General features: G+C 70.0%; 19 protein-coding genes. 11 read left to right on the plus strand and 8 right to left on the minus strand.

From position 1 onward, the window contains the following. The first annotated feature begins 46 nt into the window (after positions 1–46). From FJ091_02095 to FJ091_02120, 6 genes are all read left to right on the plus strand, one after another. A complete protein-coding gene (locus FJ091_02095; GenBank protein ID MBM4382138.1) occupies positions 47–1354 on the plus strand; it encodes an ATP-binding protein in 1308 nt (435 codons plus the stop codon). A gap of 14 nt (positions 1355–1368) precedes the next feature. Further along, positions 1369–2160 carry a hypothetical protein gene (locus FJ091_02100; protein MBM4382139.1) on the plus strand — a complete coding sequence of 264 codons (792 nt, stop codon included), beginning with the start codon at positions 1369–1371 and terminating at the stop codon, positions 2158–2160. Next, positions 2161–2772, plus strand: coding sequence for a helix-turn-helix transcriptional regulator (locus FJ091_02105; GenBank protein MBM4382140.1), 612 nt, complete (start codon positions 2161–2163; stop codon positions 2770–2772). It abuts the gene before it with no gap. A gap of 74 nt (positions 2773–2846) precedes the next feature. Further along, positions 2847–3107: a hypothetical protein gene (locus FJ091_02110; protein ID MBM4382141.1), complete on the plus strand. Its 261-nt coding sequence runs from the start codon at positions 2847–2849 to the stop codon at positions 3105–3107. 82 nt (positions 3108–3189) lie between these two features. Beyond that, positions 3190–3663, plus strand: coding sequence for a hypothetical protein (locus FJ091_02115; GenBank protein ID MBM4382142.1), 474 nt, complete (start codon positions 3190–3192; stop codon positions 3661–3663). A 99-nt stretch (positions 3664–3762) separates the two neighbouring features. After that, positions 3763–5322 (plus strand): choice-of-anchor I family protein, encoded by a 1560-nt coding sequence (locus tag FJ091_02120; GenBank protein MBM4382143.1) that lies wholly within the window; start codon positions 3763–3765, stop codon positions 5320–5322. A gap of 99 nt (positions 5323–5421) precedes the next feature. On the opposite strand, the gene FJ091_02125 is transcribed toward FJ091_02120, so the two are convergent. From FJ091_02125 to FJ091_02150, 6 genes are all read right to left on the minus strand, one after another. After that, a complete protein-coding gene (locus tag FJ091_02125) occupies positions 5422–5784 on the minus strand; it encodes a hypothetical protein (GenBank protein ID MBM4382144.1) in 363 nt (120 codons plus the stop codon). Between the two features lie 29 nt (positions 5785–5813). Beyond that, positions 5814–6377: a heme-binding protein gene (locus tag FJ091_02130; GenBank protein MBM4382145.1), complete on the minus strand. Its 564-nt coding sequence runs from the start codon at positions 6375–6377 to the stop codon at positions 5814–5816. Positions 6378–6669: 292 nt separating this feature from the next. After that, positions 6670–7620, minus strand: a complete 951-nt coding sequence (locus FJ091_02135; protein MBM4382146.1) for a hypothetical protein — start codon at positions 7618–7620, stop codon at positions 6670–6672. 373 nt (positions 7621–7993) lie between these two features. Continuing rightward, the gene (locus FJ091_02140; GenBank protein ID MBM4382147.1) at positions 7994–9352 is read right to left on the minus strand and encodes an aldehyde dehydrogenase family protein; all 1359 of its coding nucleotides are present in this window, start codon (positions 9350–9352) and stop codon (positions 7994–7996) included. Positions 9353–9432: 80 nt separating this feature from the next. Then, positions 9433–10470, minus strand: coding sequence for an arginine N-succinyltransferase (locus FJ091_02145; protein MBM4382148.1), 1038 nt, complete (start codon positions 10468–10470; stop codon positions 9433–9435). Next, the gene (locus tag FJ091_02150) at positions 10464–11840 is read right to left on the minus strand and encodes an aminotransferase class III-fold pyridoxal phosphate-dependent enzyme (protein ID MBM4382149.1); all 1377 of its coding nucleotides are present in this window, start codon (positions 11838–11840) and stop codon (positions 10464–10466) included. Before FJ091_02150 ends, FJ091_02145 begins: the two co-directional genes overlap by 7 nt. A 181-nt stretch (positions 11841–12021) precedes the next feature. On the opposite strand from FJ091_02150, the gene FJ091_02155 reads away from it, so the two are divergent. The 5 genes from FJ091_02155 (at position 12022) to FJ091_02175 (ending at position 14641) form a co-directional block, all read left to right on the plus strand. Next, complete coding sequence (locus FJ091_02155) at positions 12022–12867, plus strand: endonuclease/exonuclease/phosphatase family protein (protein MBM4382150.1); 846 nt, start codon at positions 12022–12024, stop codon at positions 12865–12867. Between the two features lie 27 nt (positions 12868–12894). Continuing rightward, positions 12895–13209, plus strand: a complete 315-nt coding sequence (locus tag FJ091_02160) for a hypothetical protein (protein ID MBM4382151.1) — start codon at positions 12895–12897, stop codon at positions 13207–13209. A 9-nt stretch (positions 13210–13218) separates the two neighbouring features. Beyond that, entirely contained in the window at positions 13219–13665 is a 447-nt protein-coding gene (locus tag FJ091_02165) for a transcriptional repressor (protein ID MBM4382152.1), read from the plus strand. A gap of 101 nt (positions 13666–13766) precedes the next feature. Then, positions 13767–14441 carry a methyltransferase domain-containing protein gene (locus FJ091_02170; GenBank protein ID MBM4382153.1) on the plus strand — a complete coding sequence of 225 codons (675 nt, stop codon included), beginning with the start codon at positions 13767–13769 and terminating at the stop codon, positions 14439–14441. Positions 14442–14482: 41 nt separating this feature from the next. Beyond that, positions 14483–14641 carry a hypothetical protein gene (locus FJ091_02175; protein MBM4382154.1) on the plus strand — a complete coding sequence of 53 codons (159 nt, stop codon included), beginning with the start codon at positions 14483–14485 and terminating at the stop codon, positions 14639–14641. A 4-nt stretch (positions 14642–14645) separates the two neighbouring features. On the opposite strand, the gene rfbC is transcribed toward FJ091_02175, so the two are convergent. Both rfbC and rfbA read right to left on the minus strand, forming a co-directional pair. Continuing rightward, positions 14646–15194: a dTDP-4-dehydrorhamnose 3,5-epimerase gene (rfbC, locus tag FJ091_02180; GenBank protein ID MBM4382155.1), complete on the minus strand. Its 549-nt coding sequence runs from the start codon at positions 15192–15194 to the stop codon at positions 14646–14648. A gap of 319 nt (positions 15195–15513) precedes the next feature. Further along, on the minus strand, positions 15514–16392 hold the full coding sequence (gene rfbA, locus FJ091_02185; protein MBM4382156.1) for a glucose-1-phosphate thymidylyltransferase RfbA: 879 nt from the start codon (positions 16390–16392) through the stop codon (positions 15514–15516). Positions 16393–16520 lie beyond the last annotated feature (128 nt).

Raw genomic sequence — 16520 nt, forward strand, 5'->3', positions numbered from 1 at the left:
CATCGCGAGGCGCTCTCGCTCGCATCGGCGCGATAGCCTCGCTGGCATGGACGGCGCGGTGATCGGGCGCGAGGCGGAGCTGGCCGAGATCGAGGCCGCGCTTGCACCGCCGAGAGCCGGCTTCGCGGCGCTCGTGCTCGAGGGCGAGGCGGGGATCGGCAAGACGACGGTCTGGCGGCAAGGGCTCTCGTACGCGAGCAGCCACGGATACCGCGTGCTGCGCTGCCAGGCGGTGCAATCGGAGGCTCGGCTCTCTTTCTCTGCGCTCGCGGACCTGCTCGCTCCCGTTGCAGGTGCCGACTTCGCCGCGCTGCCCGATCCCCAGCGCCGGGCGCTCGACGCGGCGCTGCTTCGCGCGGACGCGGTTGGCGCCGATCCCGACCCGCGCGCGATCGGCACCGGAGTCGTCACGCTGCTCGCGGCGCTCGCCGTGCCCGCGCCGGTGCTCGTCGCCATCGACGACGTGCAGTGGCTCGATCGCGCGTCGGCTCGCGCGCTCGCCTTCGCTCTGCGCCGGCTCGAGCCGCATCCGATCGTCGTGCTGTCGACCCGTCGCGTCGGCCAGAACGGCTCAGCGAGTGGGGCGCTCGCCGCGAGCGAACGCGTGGTCCGTCTCGGGCCGCTCAGCCTCGCCTCGCTCTACCGGATCGTCGAGAAACAGCTCGGCCGCGCGCTGCCTCGGCCGCTCCTCGTGCGCATCGACCGCGCATCCGGCGGGAACCCGTGCGCGCTCGGGGGCTCGGAGGCCTCCGGCGAGCTGCCCATTCCTCCCGACCTCCATCAGCTCGTCGCGGGCGATTGCGCAAGCTGCCGCCTCGCACCCGTGATGCGTTGCTGCGCGTCAGCGCGCTCCGGCAGCCGACCCGGTCGGCGCTCGACGCAGCAGCACTCGAGCCTGCCGTCGCGGCTGGAATCGTGCGCGTCGCTGCCGAGGGCGACCGCGTCGAGTTCGAGCATCCGCTGTTCGCGGCGGGCGTCTACGCCGAAGCATCCCGCGCGCGCCGGCGGCGGCTGCATGCGGAGCTCGCCGAGAGCGCAGCCGACGTCGAGGAACGCGCGCGGCACTTGCTGCTTGCACGGCCTGCCGAGGTCGAGGACGAGCCGCTCGCCGCCACTCTGTTCGAGGCCGCCGAGTACGCGGTGCGGCGGGGCGCCGTCGAATCGGCGGCCGAGCTCGCCGAGCGCTCCGCGCAGCTCACGCCGGCGCGTCTCGCCGACGCTCGCCGGCAGCGCAGCCTGCGGGCGGCCCGGCACCATCTCAAGGCGGGAGACCCTGCGCACGCGAACCGCCTGTGCACGATGGCGCTCGACGCGTCCCCGCCGGACAGCGCACGAGCGGAAGCTCTCCTGCTGATGGCAGAGGCCGCCATGAACGAGCGGTCCACGGATGCCAGTCGGCTCCTCGAGCAGGCACTCGCCTGCGTGGGCGACGACCTCGCCCGCGCGGCGCAGATCGAAGGTGCGCTCGGCTTGGTGCGATTCGCGCAGCTCGACTACGCCGGGGCGTCGCAGCACACGGCTCGCGCCGTCGCACTCGCGGAGCGTGCGGGCGACGCCTCGTCGATCGCGGAGGCGATCGCCAACAACGCCATCGCGGATCTCGTTCTCGGCAAGGGCATCGACGAGCGCGTCCTCGAGCGCGCGCTCGCGCTCGAGGACCCGGACCGCGAAGTGCCGTTCCAGATGCCGGCCACGATGAACGTCGCCTCCGCGTATCAGTACATGGGTCGCATCGAAGTCTCCCGGCCCCTGTTCGTGAAGCTGCGGGACCGTCTGGTCGCGCGCGGCGACGAAGCCGACCTGCCCTGGGTCATGTGCCTGGTCGCCGCCGCAAGCTGGCTCGGCGGCGAGCTCGAGGGTGCCGAGCGGGAGGCCAACGAGGCAGAGCGAGCAGCCACGTTGATTGGCTCCGCGTTGTTTCGCGCGTTCGCACTCCAGGTGCGGGCTGCGACCCGAGCCCAGCGCGGCGACGCCGTCGGCGCGCGTGCCGACGCAGCGGAGGGGCTCACGCTCTCGGAGCGCATCGGTTGGGGCGCGGGTGTCGTCGACGCGCGCTGGGCGCTCGCCACGCTCGCCTTGGCTGAGGGCGCACCCGCAGCCGCAGCGGCCTGGCTGACGCCCGTGATCGCCGAGATCGAGAAGGCCGGCGTCTACGAGTAGGTGGTCGCGCGCGCACTGCCGGACGCGCTCGAGGCGCTCGTCGCCACTGGCGAAGCCGAGCGTGCCGCGCGCCTAACGCAGGCTTTCGAGGCATGGGGGCGCCGCTTCGATCGCCCCTGGTCGCTCGCCCTCGCGGGCCGCAGTCGAGGCCTGCTGCTCGCCGCCGCCGGCGACCTCGACGGCGCGAGCGCCGCCATCGACGAGGCTCTCGTTGCGCACGAGCGCCTGCCGATGCCCTTCGAGCTCGCGCGAACCCTGCTCGTGCGCGGGCAGATCCAACGTCGGCGCGGCGAGCGGCGCGCGGCCCGCGCAACGCTGGAGCGCGCGCTCGCGCTCTTTCGAGGCATCGGCGCCGCGCCCTGGGCCGAGAAGGTCGCCGCCGAGATCGCCCGCATCGGCATCCGGCGCGCGCCCGACGATCTGACGGAGAGCGAGCGGCGCGCCGCGGAGCTGGCGGCGCAGGGCCTCACGAATCCCGAGATCGCCGCGCGTCTCTTCATGGCTCGCCGCACCGTCGAGGCGAATCTGGCGCGCGCATACCGCAAGCTCGACATCCGCTCGCGCGCCGAGCTCAGCGCGGCGCTCGCGAGGCGGGCCTCTCCGCACTCCTGAAAACGAGCTGCCTCCTCAATTCATGTGGAGATGACTGACGCGCCACAGGCGCGCGACGGCGCACGCTCCGCGGCATGACGGCTTCGCTCTTTCTCGTCGAGTGCTTCTGGCCGGGCGTGACTCGGCAGCAGGTCGAGGCCGCGAGCGCGCGCGCGCAGGCGCAGACGGGCGCCGCGGTTCGCTTCCTCGGCGCGCTGCTCGTGCCGAGCGACGAGGTCGTGCTGTTTCAGTTCCGCGCGGGCTCGAGCGACGAAGTCGCGCGCGCCGCTCGCGAGGCCAAGTTGCCTTTCGATCGCGTCGCCGAGTCGATCTGGCTCGGCCCGAGCGGAGCATGAGCCCGATGGCCGGGCCCGCGGTGCCGCTCGTTCGACTTGCTGCCAACGAGCCCACCGGGCTCACAACCGCCGGAGAAACCTGATGCGCAACCGACTCCGCCGCTCCCCACTGCTCGCTCTCGCACTCATCGCGGCATTCGTGGCCGGCCAGGTCTCGGCTGGCACGCAGTTCGCGACCAGCATCAACAAAGGCCTCGTCAACGCCTTCTCGTCCGTCGGCCAGAACCTGTTCGGCGAGGCAGCCTTCGAAAGCCGCTTCGTGCCTCCGAATCCCATCTTCCCGGCGGGCTCGGTCCAGCTGTTCATGGCGTCCGACGTGGAGCTGGCGACGGGCATGAACGTGTTCGTGCCGCCGAATCCGACTACGCCCGGCGATCCATGCCGCGTGGCGATCCAGATCCGCTCGGTGCCGACGAATTCGGAAGCGCCGCTGCAGGTGGTGATCGACCCCGACGTGATGCCCGGCGGCTCCGACGTCGATCTCGTCTACGACACGCTCGCCAGCTACCGCCCGAGCCTCGCGCGTTGCGAGCAAGCGGCGGACTACCAGCCTTGATTCGGCGCGCCGCGGCCCGCCGGATCTCCATTTCTGGGGATGCAGCTTTCTGGCTCGCCATTCGAAACTAAAAACCCTCGCACCTGATTGGAGTCAACGATGAACCTGATTGCAGTTCTCGCACTGATCTTGGCAGCGGCGCCTGCTCTCGCCGGCCCACCGAAGGACATCGCGCTCGAAGTCGTCGGCACCTACGCGACCGGCGTCTATGCCGGCGGCGGCGCCGAGATCAGCGCGCACGATCCCGCGACGCAGCGGCTCTTCACGGTGAACGCCGCGACGAGCAGCATCGACATCCTCTCGATCGCGAACCCAGCGGCGCCGTCGCTCGTCGGCTCGATCTCGCTCGCGGGCCTCGGCGCGCAGGCGAACAGCGTGGCGTGGAAGAACGGCGTGCTCGCGGCCGCGATCGAGGCGAGCCCGAAGCAGAGCCCGGGCACCGTCGCGTTCTTCGACGCGAACGGGAACTTGCTCTCGGCCGTGACGGCGTGCGCACTGCCGGACATGGTCACGTGGACGCCGAACGGCCGCTTCGCGCTCGCTGCGTGCGAGGGCGAGCCGAACGACGCGTACACCGTCGACCCCGAAGGCGGCATCGCGATCATCGATGCGAGCGCGGGTGCGGCGAACGTGACGCAGGCGAACGTGCGCATCGCGGGCTTCACGCAGTACAACGGCAACGTGCCCGCCGGCGTGCGCGTGTTCGGTCCGAACGCGACGGCCGCCCAGGACTTCGAGCCCGAGTACATCGCCACGAGTCACGACTCGCAGACCGCATGGGTCACGCTGCAAGAGAACAACGCCATCGCGATCGTCGACATCGGCAGCGCGTCCGTGACGAGCGTGGTCGCGCTCGGTTCGAAGAACCACCTCGACGCGGGCAAGGCGCTCGATCCGAGCGATCGGGATGGCCCGTCGATCGCGATCGCGAACTGGCCGGTGCTCGGCATGTACCTGCCCGACGCGATCGACTCGTTCCGGATCAACGGCACCACCTATCTGGTGACGGCGAACGAAGGCGACTCGCGCGCCTACCCGGGCTTCGACGAAGAGCGCCGCATCGGCGCGACCAACGTGGTCCTCGATCCCACGGTGTTCCCCAACGCTGCGACGCTGAAGTCGAGCGCACGGCTCGGGCGCCTGAAGATCACCGCGACGCGCGGCGACATCGACAACGACGGCGACTTCGACCAGCTGCACGTCTTCGGCGCTCGCTCGATGTCGATCTGGAGCGCGAGTGGCGCACTCGTGGCCGACACCGGCGACGAGCTCGAGCGCCTGACCGCGCTCACCGGCGTCTTCAACTCGGACAACGCCAACAACAACACCTTCGACCAACGCTCGGACGACAAGGGCCCCGAGCCCGAGGCGGTGGTCGTCGGCAAGGCGTTCGGCCGCAGCTACGCGTTCCTCGGCCTCGAGCGCATCGGCGGCGTGGTCGTGTACGACGTCGAAGACCCCGCCGCGCCGCGCTTCGTCACGTACCTCAACAACCGCAACTTCGCGGGCAACGCTGCGGCGGGCACCGCGGGCGATCTCGGTCCCGAGGGCATCCTCTACATCAAGGCCGAAGACAGCCCGACCGGCGACAACCTCGTCGTGACGAGCAACGAGATCAGCGGCACGGTGACGATTCTGCGCGTGGTGAAGGTGAACTAGCGAGCGAAGGTCGAACAGTGGCCTCGCTGGTTGTTGGGGCTCGGTTTGCGCAGTTCGCGCCGTCTGCGCGGGAGGTCGGTGCCACCGGCCTCCCGCGTTTCATTCGAGCGCGACGAAGATCGAGCGCCGCGGCTCGGGATCGAGCGCGCGGCTGATGTGCCCGCGCCCGGTGGTGTCCTCCGCGAGCAGCACGTCGCCCGGACCGAGCACGCGCTTCTCGCCGCTGCCGATCTCGATCTCGACGCGGCCGCCGCTGAGCATGATCACGTACTGCCGCCGCGGCGCGTTGTGGAAGTCGTAGTCGTACCCCGCGCCCGTCTCGCGAAACAGGATCGACTTCGCATCGAGCGGTTTCGACATCGCGCCGATCGCGCCGAAGTCGCGCAGGTCGATCTCGAGATCCTCGAAGTGCGATTCGCCGTCGGGGCCGCTGTAGACGCGCGTGATGCGTTGGGTGGGCATGCCCGGATCTTGGCGCAGGAACGCGACACTCAGCGCGCGGTCGCGAGCTCCAGCCAGATCTCGTTGCGCCTCAGGAACGGCAGCGAGAACGGCGAGTTGAAGCGCGCCCAGAGCGGCTCGCCCACGAACGCGAGTGCGTCGCGCCGGAGCGCTCGCTCGAGCGTCTGCAACTCGGCCTGGTAGCGCGACTGCGACCAGCCTCCGCTGTAGCGGCGCACCGCGACGCTGCGCGCCGCGACCTCGCGCAGTTGCACGCGCCGATCCTTCGGCTCGGGCAGCGAGGCGAGCGTGTAGCCGGCGGGCATCGTGAACTGCACGAGGTAGGTGCCCTCGCCCGCGGCTCGCTCGATCACGGGCGCGGTCATCGCGATCTTTTGCGAGCGCGCCGTCGTGACGGGGGCAGTCATCGCGATCGACTCTCGCGAGCGGTTCTCGCCGAAGATGTAGGCGGCCAAGACGCGAAACCCCGCGTTGCCGGCGCTCTCCTGAGTTCCCTTCACCTCGACCTCGGCGACGACGTACGGCCCATAAGCGCGCAGCTCGTAGTCCGGTCGGCGCTCGACGACCTGATAAGTCGGCTCTTCGATGGCCATGGCACCCCCGGCGCTCAGCGCGGAGCCTGCCAGCATCGCGAACGCGACGAGCGAGAGACCGCGGCGGCGCATCGAGAGAGCTCTCCAGCAGACGCCCAACATCGCCGGCAATCTGTCATGCCGAGCGCCCTTTGGCGAGAGGACGCGACTGGCTCCGCAGCCGCCTGGAGGCCCAGCGGGGCGCTTCCGGCCTCCCATCGCCCGGGCTGGTTCGCGACAGCGGCTGTGGCTAGTCGTCTGAGCGAGAAGACTCGCCGTGCGCTCGCCGCTGCTCGCGGCGACGGAGGGCGCCTCACCCCGACGACGCGTCTGCCACCGGCCCGAGGTCCCCGATCATGCACTTCACGCTGCCGCCGCCCTTCTTCAGAAACTCGCTCACGTCGACCGTGATCGGCGTGACGCCGCGCTCGCGGATGCGGCCTAACAAGGCATCCGAGATGCCGCCGGGCAGGATCAGGAAGGACTCGCTGCCGCGCGTATAGGTGAAGGAGTTGGCGGCGTAGCGCTGCGCGTCGGCCTCGGGGATCTCGATGAGGTTCTGTGCGCCGAACGCGGCGGCGAGCTTCTCCCAGCCGCCACGCGCGAGGGCGGCGCGGTAGGCGAGCAGGAGCTCGCGGCGCGGGCCGAAGGCGCAGAGTGCGGTGTCGCCGTGGTAGTGCGCTTCGAGCACGAGCTCGATCCGCAACACGTCGCGCGGTTCGACGATCTCGCGCAGCAGCGGCTCCACCGCGATGTCGGTGCGGAAGCCGTACACGCGTTTCCATGGCGGGATCGCGAGCGCGGGTACGAAGCGCTGCTTCTCGATACCGCCGTGCGTGAGCACGTATCGGCCCGCGACGGGGAAGAAGTCGGCTTCGCCTTCCATGCGGAAGCGCTCGGGGATCTCGCGCACGTCGAAGCCGAGCTGCTCGAGCACGCGGCGGTAGTGGGGCTTCTCGCCGGCGCGCGTGGGCAGGAGGTTCGCGAGGTAGAAGCGCTTCTCGCCGTGCGGCTTCTCGGCGTCGACTTCGGTGAGGAAGCCGGCGTTCGCGGGGTAGACCATCCCCGGTTGCGCGGGATCGGGCGGCACGACGACGACGCGGATCCCGAGGTCGCTGAGCAGATCGCGCAGCTGCGCCCACTGCTTCTGCGCGAGCGCGCGGTCGACGCTGCGCTTCGTTCCCCAGCGGGTGCGAGTGTGCGGGTTCGCGCCGCCTTTCACGCTGAAGTGGGCGGGGTCGCCCATGAGGATGGTGCGTTTCATGGTCATCGGATTCTCACGCGTAGGTCGGAGTTGTTACTGGCGTCGCGCCTCGCGCCGGGCCGGGCGCTGCTGCGCGGGATGGCTCGCTCGGGGCTTGCCGGTTGAAGGTGCTACGCGGGCGCTTGGCCGCGCTGCGCGTCGCTCCGCTCGCGCATTCTCGCGCCCCTCGCTGCGCTTGATTCCCGCTCCGCAGCGCCCGGCCCGGCGCGAGGCGCTCCTCGGTGGGGGAGCACGGTCGTGACTTTGTGGGGAACGGCGCAGCCATCGCGGCCTCGAGCCGCTCTGGCTGCGCTGCGCGCGTAGTTGCTTCATCGGTCATCGAGGATGGCTCGGAGATTCGTCGTCGTGTTCCACAGCGAGCGGTAGCGAGTTGTTACGGCTCGGGTACGCCGGGCGGGAGGCTCTTTGCGTCGAACGGCTGCTCGTTCAGCGTCATGGACTGGGGTTCGGTGCAGTAGAGCGTGGCGAGGACGGCGGCGGGGCGGTGGTTGCCGCTCTTCTTGCCGCCGCCGAAGGGGAGCTTGCCGCTCGCGCCGATCGTGCCGCGGTTCCAGTTGAGAATGCCGGTCTGGATGCGGCCCGCGCAGTGCTCGAAGTGCTTGCGCTCGCGCGTCATCACGGAGGCGGCGAGGCCGAAGTCGGAGTCGTTCACGGCGGCGATCGCTTCGTCGAGATCTGTTACGGCGTAGAGCGCGGCTTCCGGGCCGAAGATCTCTTCGCGTTGGTACGCGTGCGTCTGCGCGGCGGAGCCAAAGCGCGTGAGCGCGGGAGCGACGTAGGGAGCGATGCGCGCGATCTCGCCGCGGAAGATGCGCTCGCCGCCGGCGTCGCTCGCGAGACCGCGGTAGCGCATCACTTTGTCGAAGGCGGCGCGCGAGACGAGGGGGCCCATGAACACGCCGGGCTCGAGCGGCGGGCCGATCTTCATGCCGGAGAGCACGCGCACGAGTCGCTCGGTGAACTCCGCTTCGATTTCGCGATGCACGAACACGCGCGAGAGGCACGAGCAGCGCTGGCCTGTCGTGGCGGCGATCGAGAGCGCGGCCTCGGCGGCGGCGAGGCGCAGATCGGCGTCGCGCCACACGATCATCGCGTTCTTGCCGCCCATCTCGAGCGCGAGAATCTTGCCGGGCTGATCGAGCGTGGCCTGCGTGAGCGCTCGGCCGACGTTCCACGAGCCGGTGAAGAGAATCCCGTCGACGTGCGGGTGGAGCGCGAGCGCTTGGCCGGCGGGTGCGCGGCCCTGCACGAGCTCGAAGACGCCGCGCGGCAGGCCGGCGTCGCGCAGTGCGCGCATCAGCCACTCGCCGACCGCGGGCGCGAGGTCGCTCGGCTTGAACACGACGCAGTTCCCCGTAACGAGTGCGGGCACGATGTGGCCGTTCGGGAGATGCGCGGGGAAGTTGAACGGGCCGAGCACCGCGAGCACGCCGCGCGGGTGGAACACGGCGCGCGCCGTCGGGCCCGCCTCGATCGGCGCCACGAAGCGCATGCCGTCGTCGAGCGTGACGTCGACCTTGGGCGCGATCAGCGCCGCCTCACCGCGCGCGTCCCAGAGCGCCTTGCCGACTTCGCGCGCGATCAGCAGCGCGAGCGCTTCCTGCCGCGCCTTCGCGATGTCGCGGAAGCGGCGCAGCACTGCGGCGCGCGCCTCGAAGCCCGCGTCGCGCCACGCGGGAAACGCGGCGCGCGCGCGCAGGACCGCCTCGTCGATCGCGGGCTCGTCCCAGATCGGGAAGCGCCCGACCTCGTCGCTCGGGTCGGCGGGGGGGGACGCTGCGGATGACTTCGGGCATCGTTCAGGGCTGCTTGTTAGGGGAGCGGAGTCACGTGCACGCGCTCGCCGCTCTTGACTGCGAGGGCTTCGCGCACGTCGGCGGACACGAGCGGCGCGCCCTCGGCGTCGACCGGCACCACGGTGGCGCGGAAGCGGCCGCCGGCCTCGGTCGAGAGCAGCGCGAGGTTCGCGTTCTTCGTGCCCTGTGAGCCGCGCGGCACGCCGGGCAGCACGAGCTCGCGGCGCTCCCGTACCGACACGATCGCGTCGCGCGCCGCGCCGTAATAAGGGCCGCCGTCGAACGGGTCGACTTGGTTCATCGGGAAAAAGCCGATCTTCTCGAGGATCGCGACGGCCGCCTTCGCGGTTTCGTTCGGCTGCCCGATGATCTTCTGCGTCTCTTCGGGGAACAGCGCGACGTAGACCGGGTCCACCGGGAAGAGATCCGCGATGAACTGCTTCGTCTTGGCCGAAAGATGGTCCGCGGTGCGGAAGTCGAGGCCGGTGAACTTCGCGCCGAATGCGTCCCAGAGCCGATTCTTCCCCGGCGCGTCGAAGCGCGAGAGCATCTCGGCGATCACCTGCTTCTCGAAGCGTCGCGGGTGCGCGGCCATGTAGGCGAAGCGCACGATCGAGAGCGCCTTGCCCGCCTTGCGCGGGTGGTGGCGATACGCCGGGTCGATCACGAGGCCGCCGATCTCGGTGGGGCCATCGGTGGTGGACTGCAAGCGCAGCTTCTTGTGCAGGAAGCGCTTGTCGAGCTCGGGGCTGCGGCGCTCCTCGGTCGAGACCTCGAGCCAATAATAAGGGCGACCCGGACGGCCGTGCTTCGCCATGATCAGCGAGGTGCCGATCGTCTTCTTCGCGTCGAGGTCTTCGAGCGCGAACATGTAGATCGCCTCGCGCCAGTCGAGCGAGTCTTCGCCGCGCGCCGAGCGGAACGAGCGGCCGCTGAGCGCGATGCGCTCGACGAGGAACTGCGGGTCGGCCGGCAAGTTCATCGAGTCGAGCAGCTTGGCGAGGGCGACGAGATCGTCGAGATCGCCCTCGTTCACGGGCCTGAGAATCAACATGCGAGTCCCTTCTCGTTCGCGACGCGCCGCATCGCGCGCTCGAGCGCAGCGAAGCCCGCGTCGAGCTCTTCATCAGTCACGTTCACCGGCAGCAGCATGCGGATCTTCATCGGATCCTTGCCGGCGCCGAACACGATCACGCCTTCGTCGAATGCGGCTTTGAGAATCGCGTTCACGGTCGCGGGCGCGCCGTCGAACGGAGTGAACGCCTGCATCGCGCCGATTCCGCTGCGCGCGCCTACCGCGTTCGGCATGCGCGCCGCGAGCGACACGAAGCGAGCCTCGACGCGCCGCGCGATGCCGGCGACGCGCCAGTTCGCGCCGAGGAATCCCTCGCCCGCGAGCTTCTCGATGATGCGCGCGCCGACGGTCATGCCCACTGTCGCGCCGGCGTAGGTGCCCGCGACGAGTCCTTCGCGTGGGTTGTAGTCCTTCGTGTAGAGGACTGCGCTGCCCTGCAGGACCTTCCCGACCGTGACGAGATCGACGTACTGCTCGAGCCCGAGCGTCTTGTGCGCGAACAGCTCGCCCGTGCGCGCGAAGGTCTGCACCTCGTCGACCCACACCGCGATCTTCGCCGCGCGGCAGCGTTCCATCAGCGCGACGAAGAACTCACGCGGCGCGGTGTTGAAGCCGCCTTCCCCCTGGACGAGCTCGAACAGCATGCCTGCGACCTGACACGGGTAGCGCTTCAAGTGCGCGTCGAGCACCGCGAGCGAACGCTGCGTACCGCCTTCCACGCGCGGATCGAAGAACGGCACGTAAAGCACGTTGCCTCGAAGCGGCAGGCCCTCGCGGAAGCCGGGCTTGTCGGTCAGCTCGGCCATCGTCGTGGTGCGGCCCGCGAAGGCGTTCTCGAACGCGATGACGAAGTGCGCCGGGTAATGCTTCTGCCAGATCATCTTGATCGCGTCCTCGTTCGCCATCGCGCCCGAGAGCGAGAGCCAAGCGTGAGCAAGCCGCGGCGACGCGTGGCTCAACAACAAGCGCGCGAGGTGCAGCTGCTCGAGGCCCGGCGCGAGGTTGCCCTGAAACACGATGTCGCGGGCGGCCGCGATCACCGCGCTCTCGAGCAGGTCGCGCTCGGAATGGCCGAACGCGTAGACGCCGATGCCGCCGATGAAGTCGAGCACGCTCCGGCCGTTCGCGAGGCGCACGCGCGCGCCTTCGCCGAGGCCGGAGAGCACGAGGGGATAGAAGAGGGGGCGCCCGCGCACGTCGGCGAGCTGCTGCATCGCGGCCGCGTAGCCCTCCGCGTCGAGCGGGCGCGCGGCGATCTCGCGCTGCACCGCGTCCACCAGCGCACGCGCGGCAGCCTTCACGGCGGCGGAGTTCGAGACGGCTTCGAGTGAGGCTTCCGGGGTCGGCATGGCGCAGCAACTTATCGGCAGAATTTCCGGTCGCTTGGGCTCGCCCGCCCAGACCGCTTCGATCGCACGTCTCCGCTCGGGCTGAAGTCCAGTCAGTCGCTCGCGTTGGGCGAACGCCACGCCGAAGGCGGGCCGCATTTCTCCATTGAACGCGTTTCGCGCCGCGCCGATACCTTCGGCCATGTCCGCAGAGCTCGAAAACCCGCGCCGCCGCCGCGAGACGCTGCGCCGCGAGCGCACGCACCACATCGCGCGCAAGCAGGCCCTGCAGGCCACCGTGCCCTACCTCGCGGTGGTGCGCGCGCCGCGTCACCCGCGCGCAGGCCGCGAGATGGGCCGCGAGTTCACGGTCGCCACCTACAACGTGCACCGCTGGTCGGGCCTCAACGGCGCGAGCACGCCCGACGCCGCGCGCGCCGGGTTCGTGATCAGCGAGCTCGGCGCGGATGTGATCGCGCTGCAAGAAGTTCTCAGACCGTTCGAGGGCGACGATCCGCTCGAACGCATCGCCGACGCGCTGCACCTGCACGTCGCGTTCGCGACGGCGCGCGTGCATCGGCTCGGGGAGCTCGGCAACGCGATCCTCTCGCGCTGGCCGATCACCAGCGTGTTCACGCTCGACCTCACGTTCTCGAACGTCGAGCGCCGCTCCGCCGTGGCCGCGCAGTTCACCACCGACAACGGGCCCGTCGCGATCGTGGCGACCCACCTCGCGCTCGTGGACCGCACGCGCCGGCAGCAGGTCGATCAGCTGCTCGGCCATCCGCGCCTGCAGGGGCCCGTCGTGTTGTTAGGCGACATGAACGCGTGGCGGCGCTGCAAGGCCACGAAGGCGCTCGACGCCGAGCTCGGCGGCGGGGCCGAGTTCCCGCGCACGTTCCCCGCCGCGAGCCCACTGCTCGCGCTCGATCGCATCTACGCGCGCGGCGCCGACGTGAGCGAGATCGCCGCGCACAAGACGCCCGCGGCGAAGCGCGCGTCGGACCATCTGCCCGTCGTCGCGAGAGTGAAGCTCGGGCGCGAGTGAGCCGGAGCGCGCGGCTATCGTCGCCGCGTGCGTCTTCTCCTCCTCGCCACGCTCGCTGCGCTCCTCGTCGGCTGCGCGGCGACCTCCGCTACGCGCCTGTTTCGCTCCGGCACCGCGGCGCTGGACCGCGGCGACGAGATCGCCGCCGTGCGCGATCTCGAACAGGCCGCGCGCCTCCTGCCGGGCTCTTCCGCCGTACAGAACCACCTCGGCCTCGCGTACGCCGCCTCACGGCGCGACGCCGATGCGCTCGCCGCGTTCGAGCGCGCGGTCGCGCTCGACTGTGACAACCAAGCCGCGCAGCAGAACCTCGCTCGCGCGCGCGCCCACGCGGCTCGTTAGCGTCTCGCGATGGCGAACGAGCTCGAGCAGAAGGCCCTCGCGAGCTACCTCGAGGACCACAACCTCAAGCACACGAAGCAGCGCGAGGCGATCCTCGACGTCTTCCTCGAGACGCGCGGCCACATCACCGCCGAGTCGCTCTTCAACAAAGTGCGCGAGGCGCACCCGGGCGTCGGCTTCACCACCGTCTACCGCACGATGAAGCTGCTGTGCGACGCCGGCCTCGCGATCGAGCGCCACTTCGACGACGGCGTCGCGCGCTACGAAATCGAGCACGAGCACCACGACCATCTCGTGTGCACGCGCTGCGGCAAGATCGTCGAGTTCGAGTGCGCGATGATCGAGCAGGCGCAGGAAGAGATCGGCAAGCGCTACGGCTTCCGCTTGTTACGGCACCGCCACGAGCTCTACGGCCATTGTCCCGAGTGCCAGAAGCGCGAACGACCTCTGCGGTGACGGGCCGCGAAATCGTGCTCACGGAAGCGCAGCGCGCGCGGCTCGCGCTTCCCCGATACCCGCGCAGCGCGAAGTACGACGCCGCGTGGGCGATCGCGAACATGATGGGGCCGAACGCGCTGTGGCTGATGGAAGCGCTGTGCGCGGCGCTCGCGCTCGAGCCGGGCATGCGCGTACTCGACCTCGGTTGTGGCAAGGCGATCTCGTCGATCTTCCTCGCCCGAGAGTTCGGCGTACGCGTGTGGGCCGCAGACTTGTGGATCGCACCGACCGACAACCTTGCACGCATCGAGCAGGCTGGCGTTTCGGATCTCGTGTTCCCGCTGCGCGCCGAAGCGCACGACCTGCCCTTCGCGGAGCGCTACTTCGACGCGGTCGTGAGCGTCGACGCGTATCACTATTTCGGCACCGCGGATCTCTACTTCGCGCAGCACGTGGCGCCCATCGTCAAGCCGGGCGGCCAGTTCGGAATCGTCGTCCCCGGTGTCGCCGCGGAGCTGACCGAAGCTCCGCCGCGCCTCACCCCGTACTGGGATCCCGCCTTCTCGAGCTTTCACAGCCCTGAGTGGTGGCGCGGAAACATCTCGCGCAGCGGGCGCGCGACCGTCACGACGGCCGACCGCCTGCCAGAGGCGTGGCGCGACTGGCTGTCGTGGCAAGAGGTGTGCGCCGAGGCGGGGATGCGACCCGAGGCCGCGCGACGTGAGGCGGAGATGCTGCGCGCGGACGCCGGCGAGCTGCTCGGCTTCACGCGCCTGGTCGCGCGCGTGACCTGAGAATCATTCAGTCGGGGGCGCGAGCCGCCGAAACACGTGGCATGGCGCGCCAGCAATACATCGAGTGCCCGATTTGCGACACCGACATCGCGCTCGAAGGCGCGAAGCCCGGCGACGAGATCTTCTGCGGCTACTGCGGCGCGCCGATCACGCTCGCGAAGGGCACGGACGAGGAGTCGTTCGAGGCCGAGGAGTACTGAGCGCTCAGTAGCGCGGCAGCTTGTCGCGCAGCTCCGCGAGCTTTGGCGCCGCCGCGTCGCGATTCGAGAGCGTCGGCACGAGCACCGGCCACGGCACCGCGAGCTCCGGATCATTCCACGCGATCGCGATCTCGCTCTTCGGCTGATACGGCTCGGTCACCTTGTACTCGACCTCGGCGGTCTCGCTGATCACGAGAAAGCCGTGCGCGAAGTTCGGCGGGATCCAGAGCTGGCGGAAGTTCGTGGCCGTGAGAGGCGTCATGAAGTGCTTGCCGAACGTGGGCGAGCCGATGCGGATGTCGACCGCGACGTCGAGGATCTCGCCCGCGATGCAGCGCACGAGCTTGCCCTGCGCGGGATCGAGCTGGGCATGCAGGCCGCGCAGCGTGCCCTGGCGCGAGCGTGAGTGGTTGTCCTGCACGAAGGGCGCGCTGATGCCGTGCTGCGCGTAGCGCTCGGCGCGGTAGGTCTCGAGGAAGAAGCCGCGTTCGTCTTGGTGCACGAAGGGCTCGATCAGAAGGACGCCGGGGAGGGGTGTTTGGTGAACCTTCATCGTGGGGGCTCGTTCGTTGCGCCGCGCCGTGCGGGGGGCCGGGGGCTGCTGCGCGCGATGGCTCGCTCGGGGCTTGCCGGTTGAAGGTGGCACTTGGGCGCCTGGCGGAGTGGCGTGGACGGTTTCCGCCGGCTTGCTCGCGCCCCTCGCTGCGCTTGATTCGCGCTCCGCAGCCCCCGGCCCCCCGCACGGCGCTCCTCGGCGAAGAGGCCGAACGCTCTGGGTGTTAGGGCGGGCGAATCTTCGGCGGCTGCGAGCCGCCGAAGATTCGTTGCGTGCTGGGATGCTCGTGCGCGCAGCGAAGATGAGTTGCCCGAGATCACCTCGGCTCCTTCGCGATGCGCGTCAGGTAAGCGCCGTAGGCGTTGTTCTTCATCTCGGCGCCGAGGCGGAGCAGTTGCTCCGTGTCGATCAGCTGCATGCGCCAGGCGATCTCTTCGATGCAGGCGACCATCAAACCTTGGCGCTCTTGGACTGCCTGGATGTATTGGCCGGCTTGGAGCAGCGACTCGTGCGTTCCGGTGTCGAGCCAGGCGAAGCCGCGGCCCAACAGCTCTACGCGCAGCTGGCCGCGCCTCAGGTAGGCGAGGTTCACGTCCGTGATCTCGAGCTCGCCGCGCGCGGAGGGCCTCAGCGCGGCGGCGACGTCGCTCACGTTCCGGTCGTAGAAGTAGAGGCCCGTGACCGCCCAGTTCGACTTCGGCTGCTTCGGCTTCTCCTCGATCGAGATCGCGCGCTGCTGCGCGTCGAGCTCGACGACGCCGTAGCGCTCGGGGTCGCGCACGAAGTAGCCGAACACCGTGCCGCCCTCTTCGCGCGCGCCCGCCGCGCGCAGCGTCTCCGAGAGCCCGTGCCCGTAATACAGGTTGTCGCCGAGCACGAGCGCCGCAGGGCCGCCCGCGAGGAACTCGCGCCCGATCGTGAACGCCTGCGCGATCCCTTCAGGCTTCGGCTGCACCGCGTACGAGATCGACATCCCGACGCGCGCCCCGTCCCCTAACAAGCGCTGGAAGTTCGCCTGATCCTCCGGCGTCGTGATCACGAGCACGTCGCGAATCCCCGCCAGCATCAGCACCGACAGCGGGTAGTAGACCATCGGCTTGTCGTACACGGGCAACAGCTGCTTCGAGACGCCACGCGTAATCGGATACAGCCGCGTCCCCGTCCCGCCCGCGAGCAAAATCCCGCGCCGCGTCACAGCCGAACCCCAACACCACGCACTCTCCGAGAAGCGCGCATCAGCAACCAAGCAGGCAACGACGCCGGAGCCGCTCGAAGCGGCGACGGCGTCGCCCGCCTCCCACCCCGCGATGAACCCCTCCGAAA

Source organism: Deltaproteobacteria bacterium, assembly GCA_016875395.1.
GTDB lineage: Bacteria > Myxococcota_A > UBA9160 > UBA9160 > UBA6930 > VGRF01.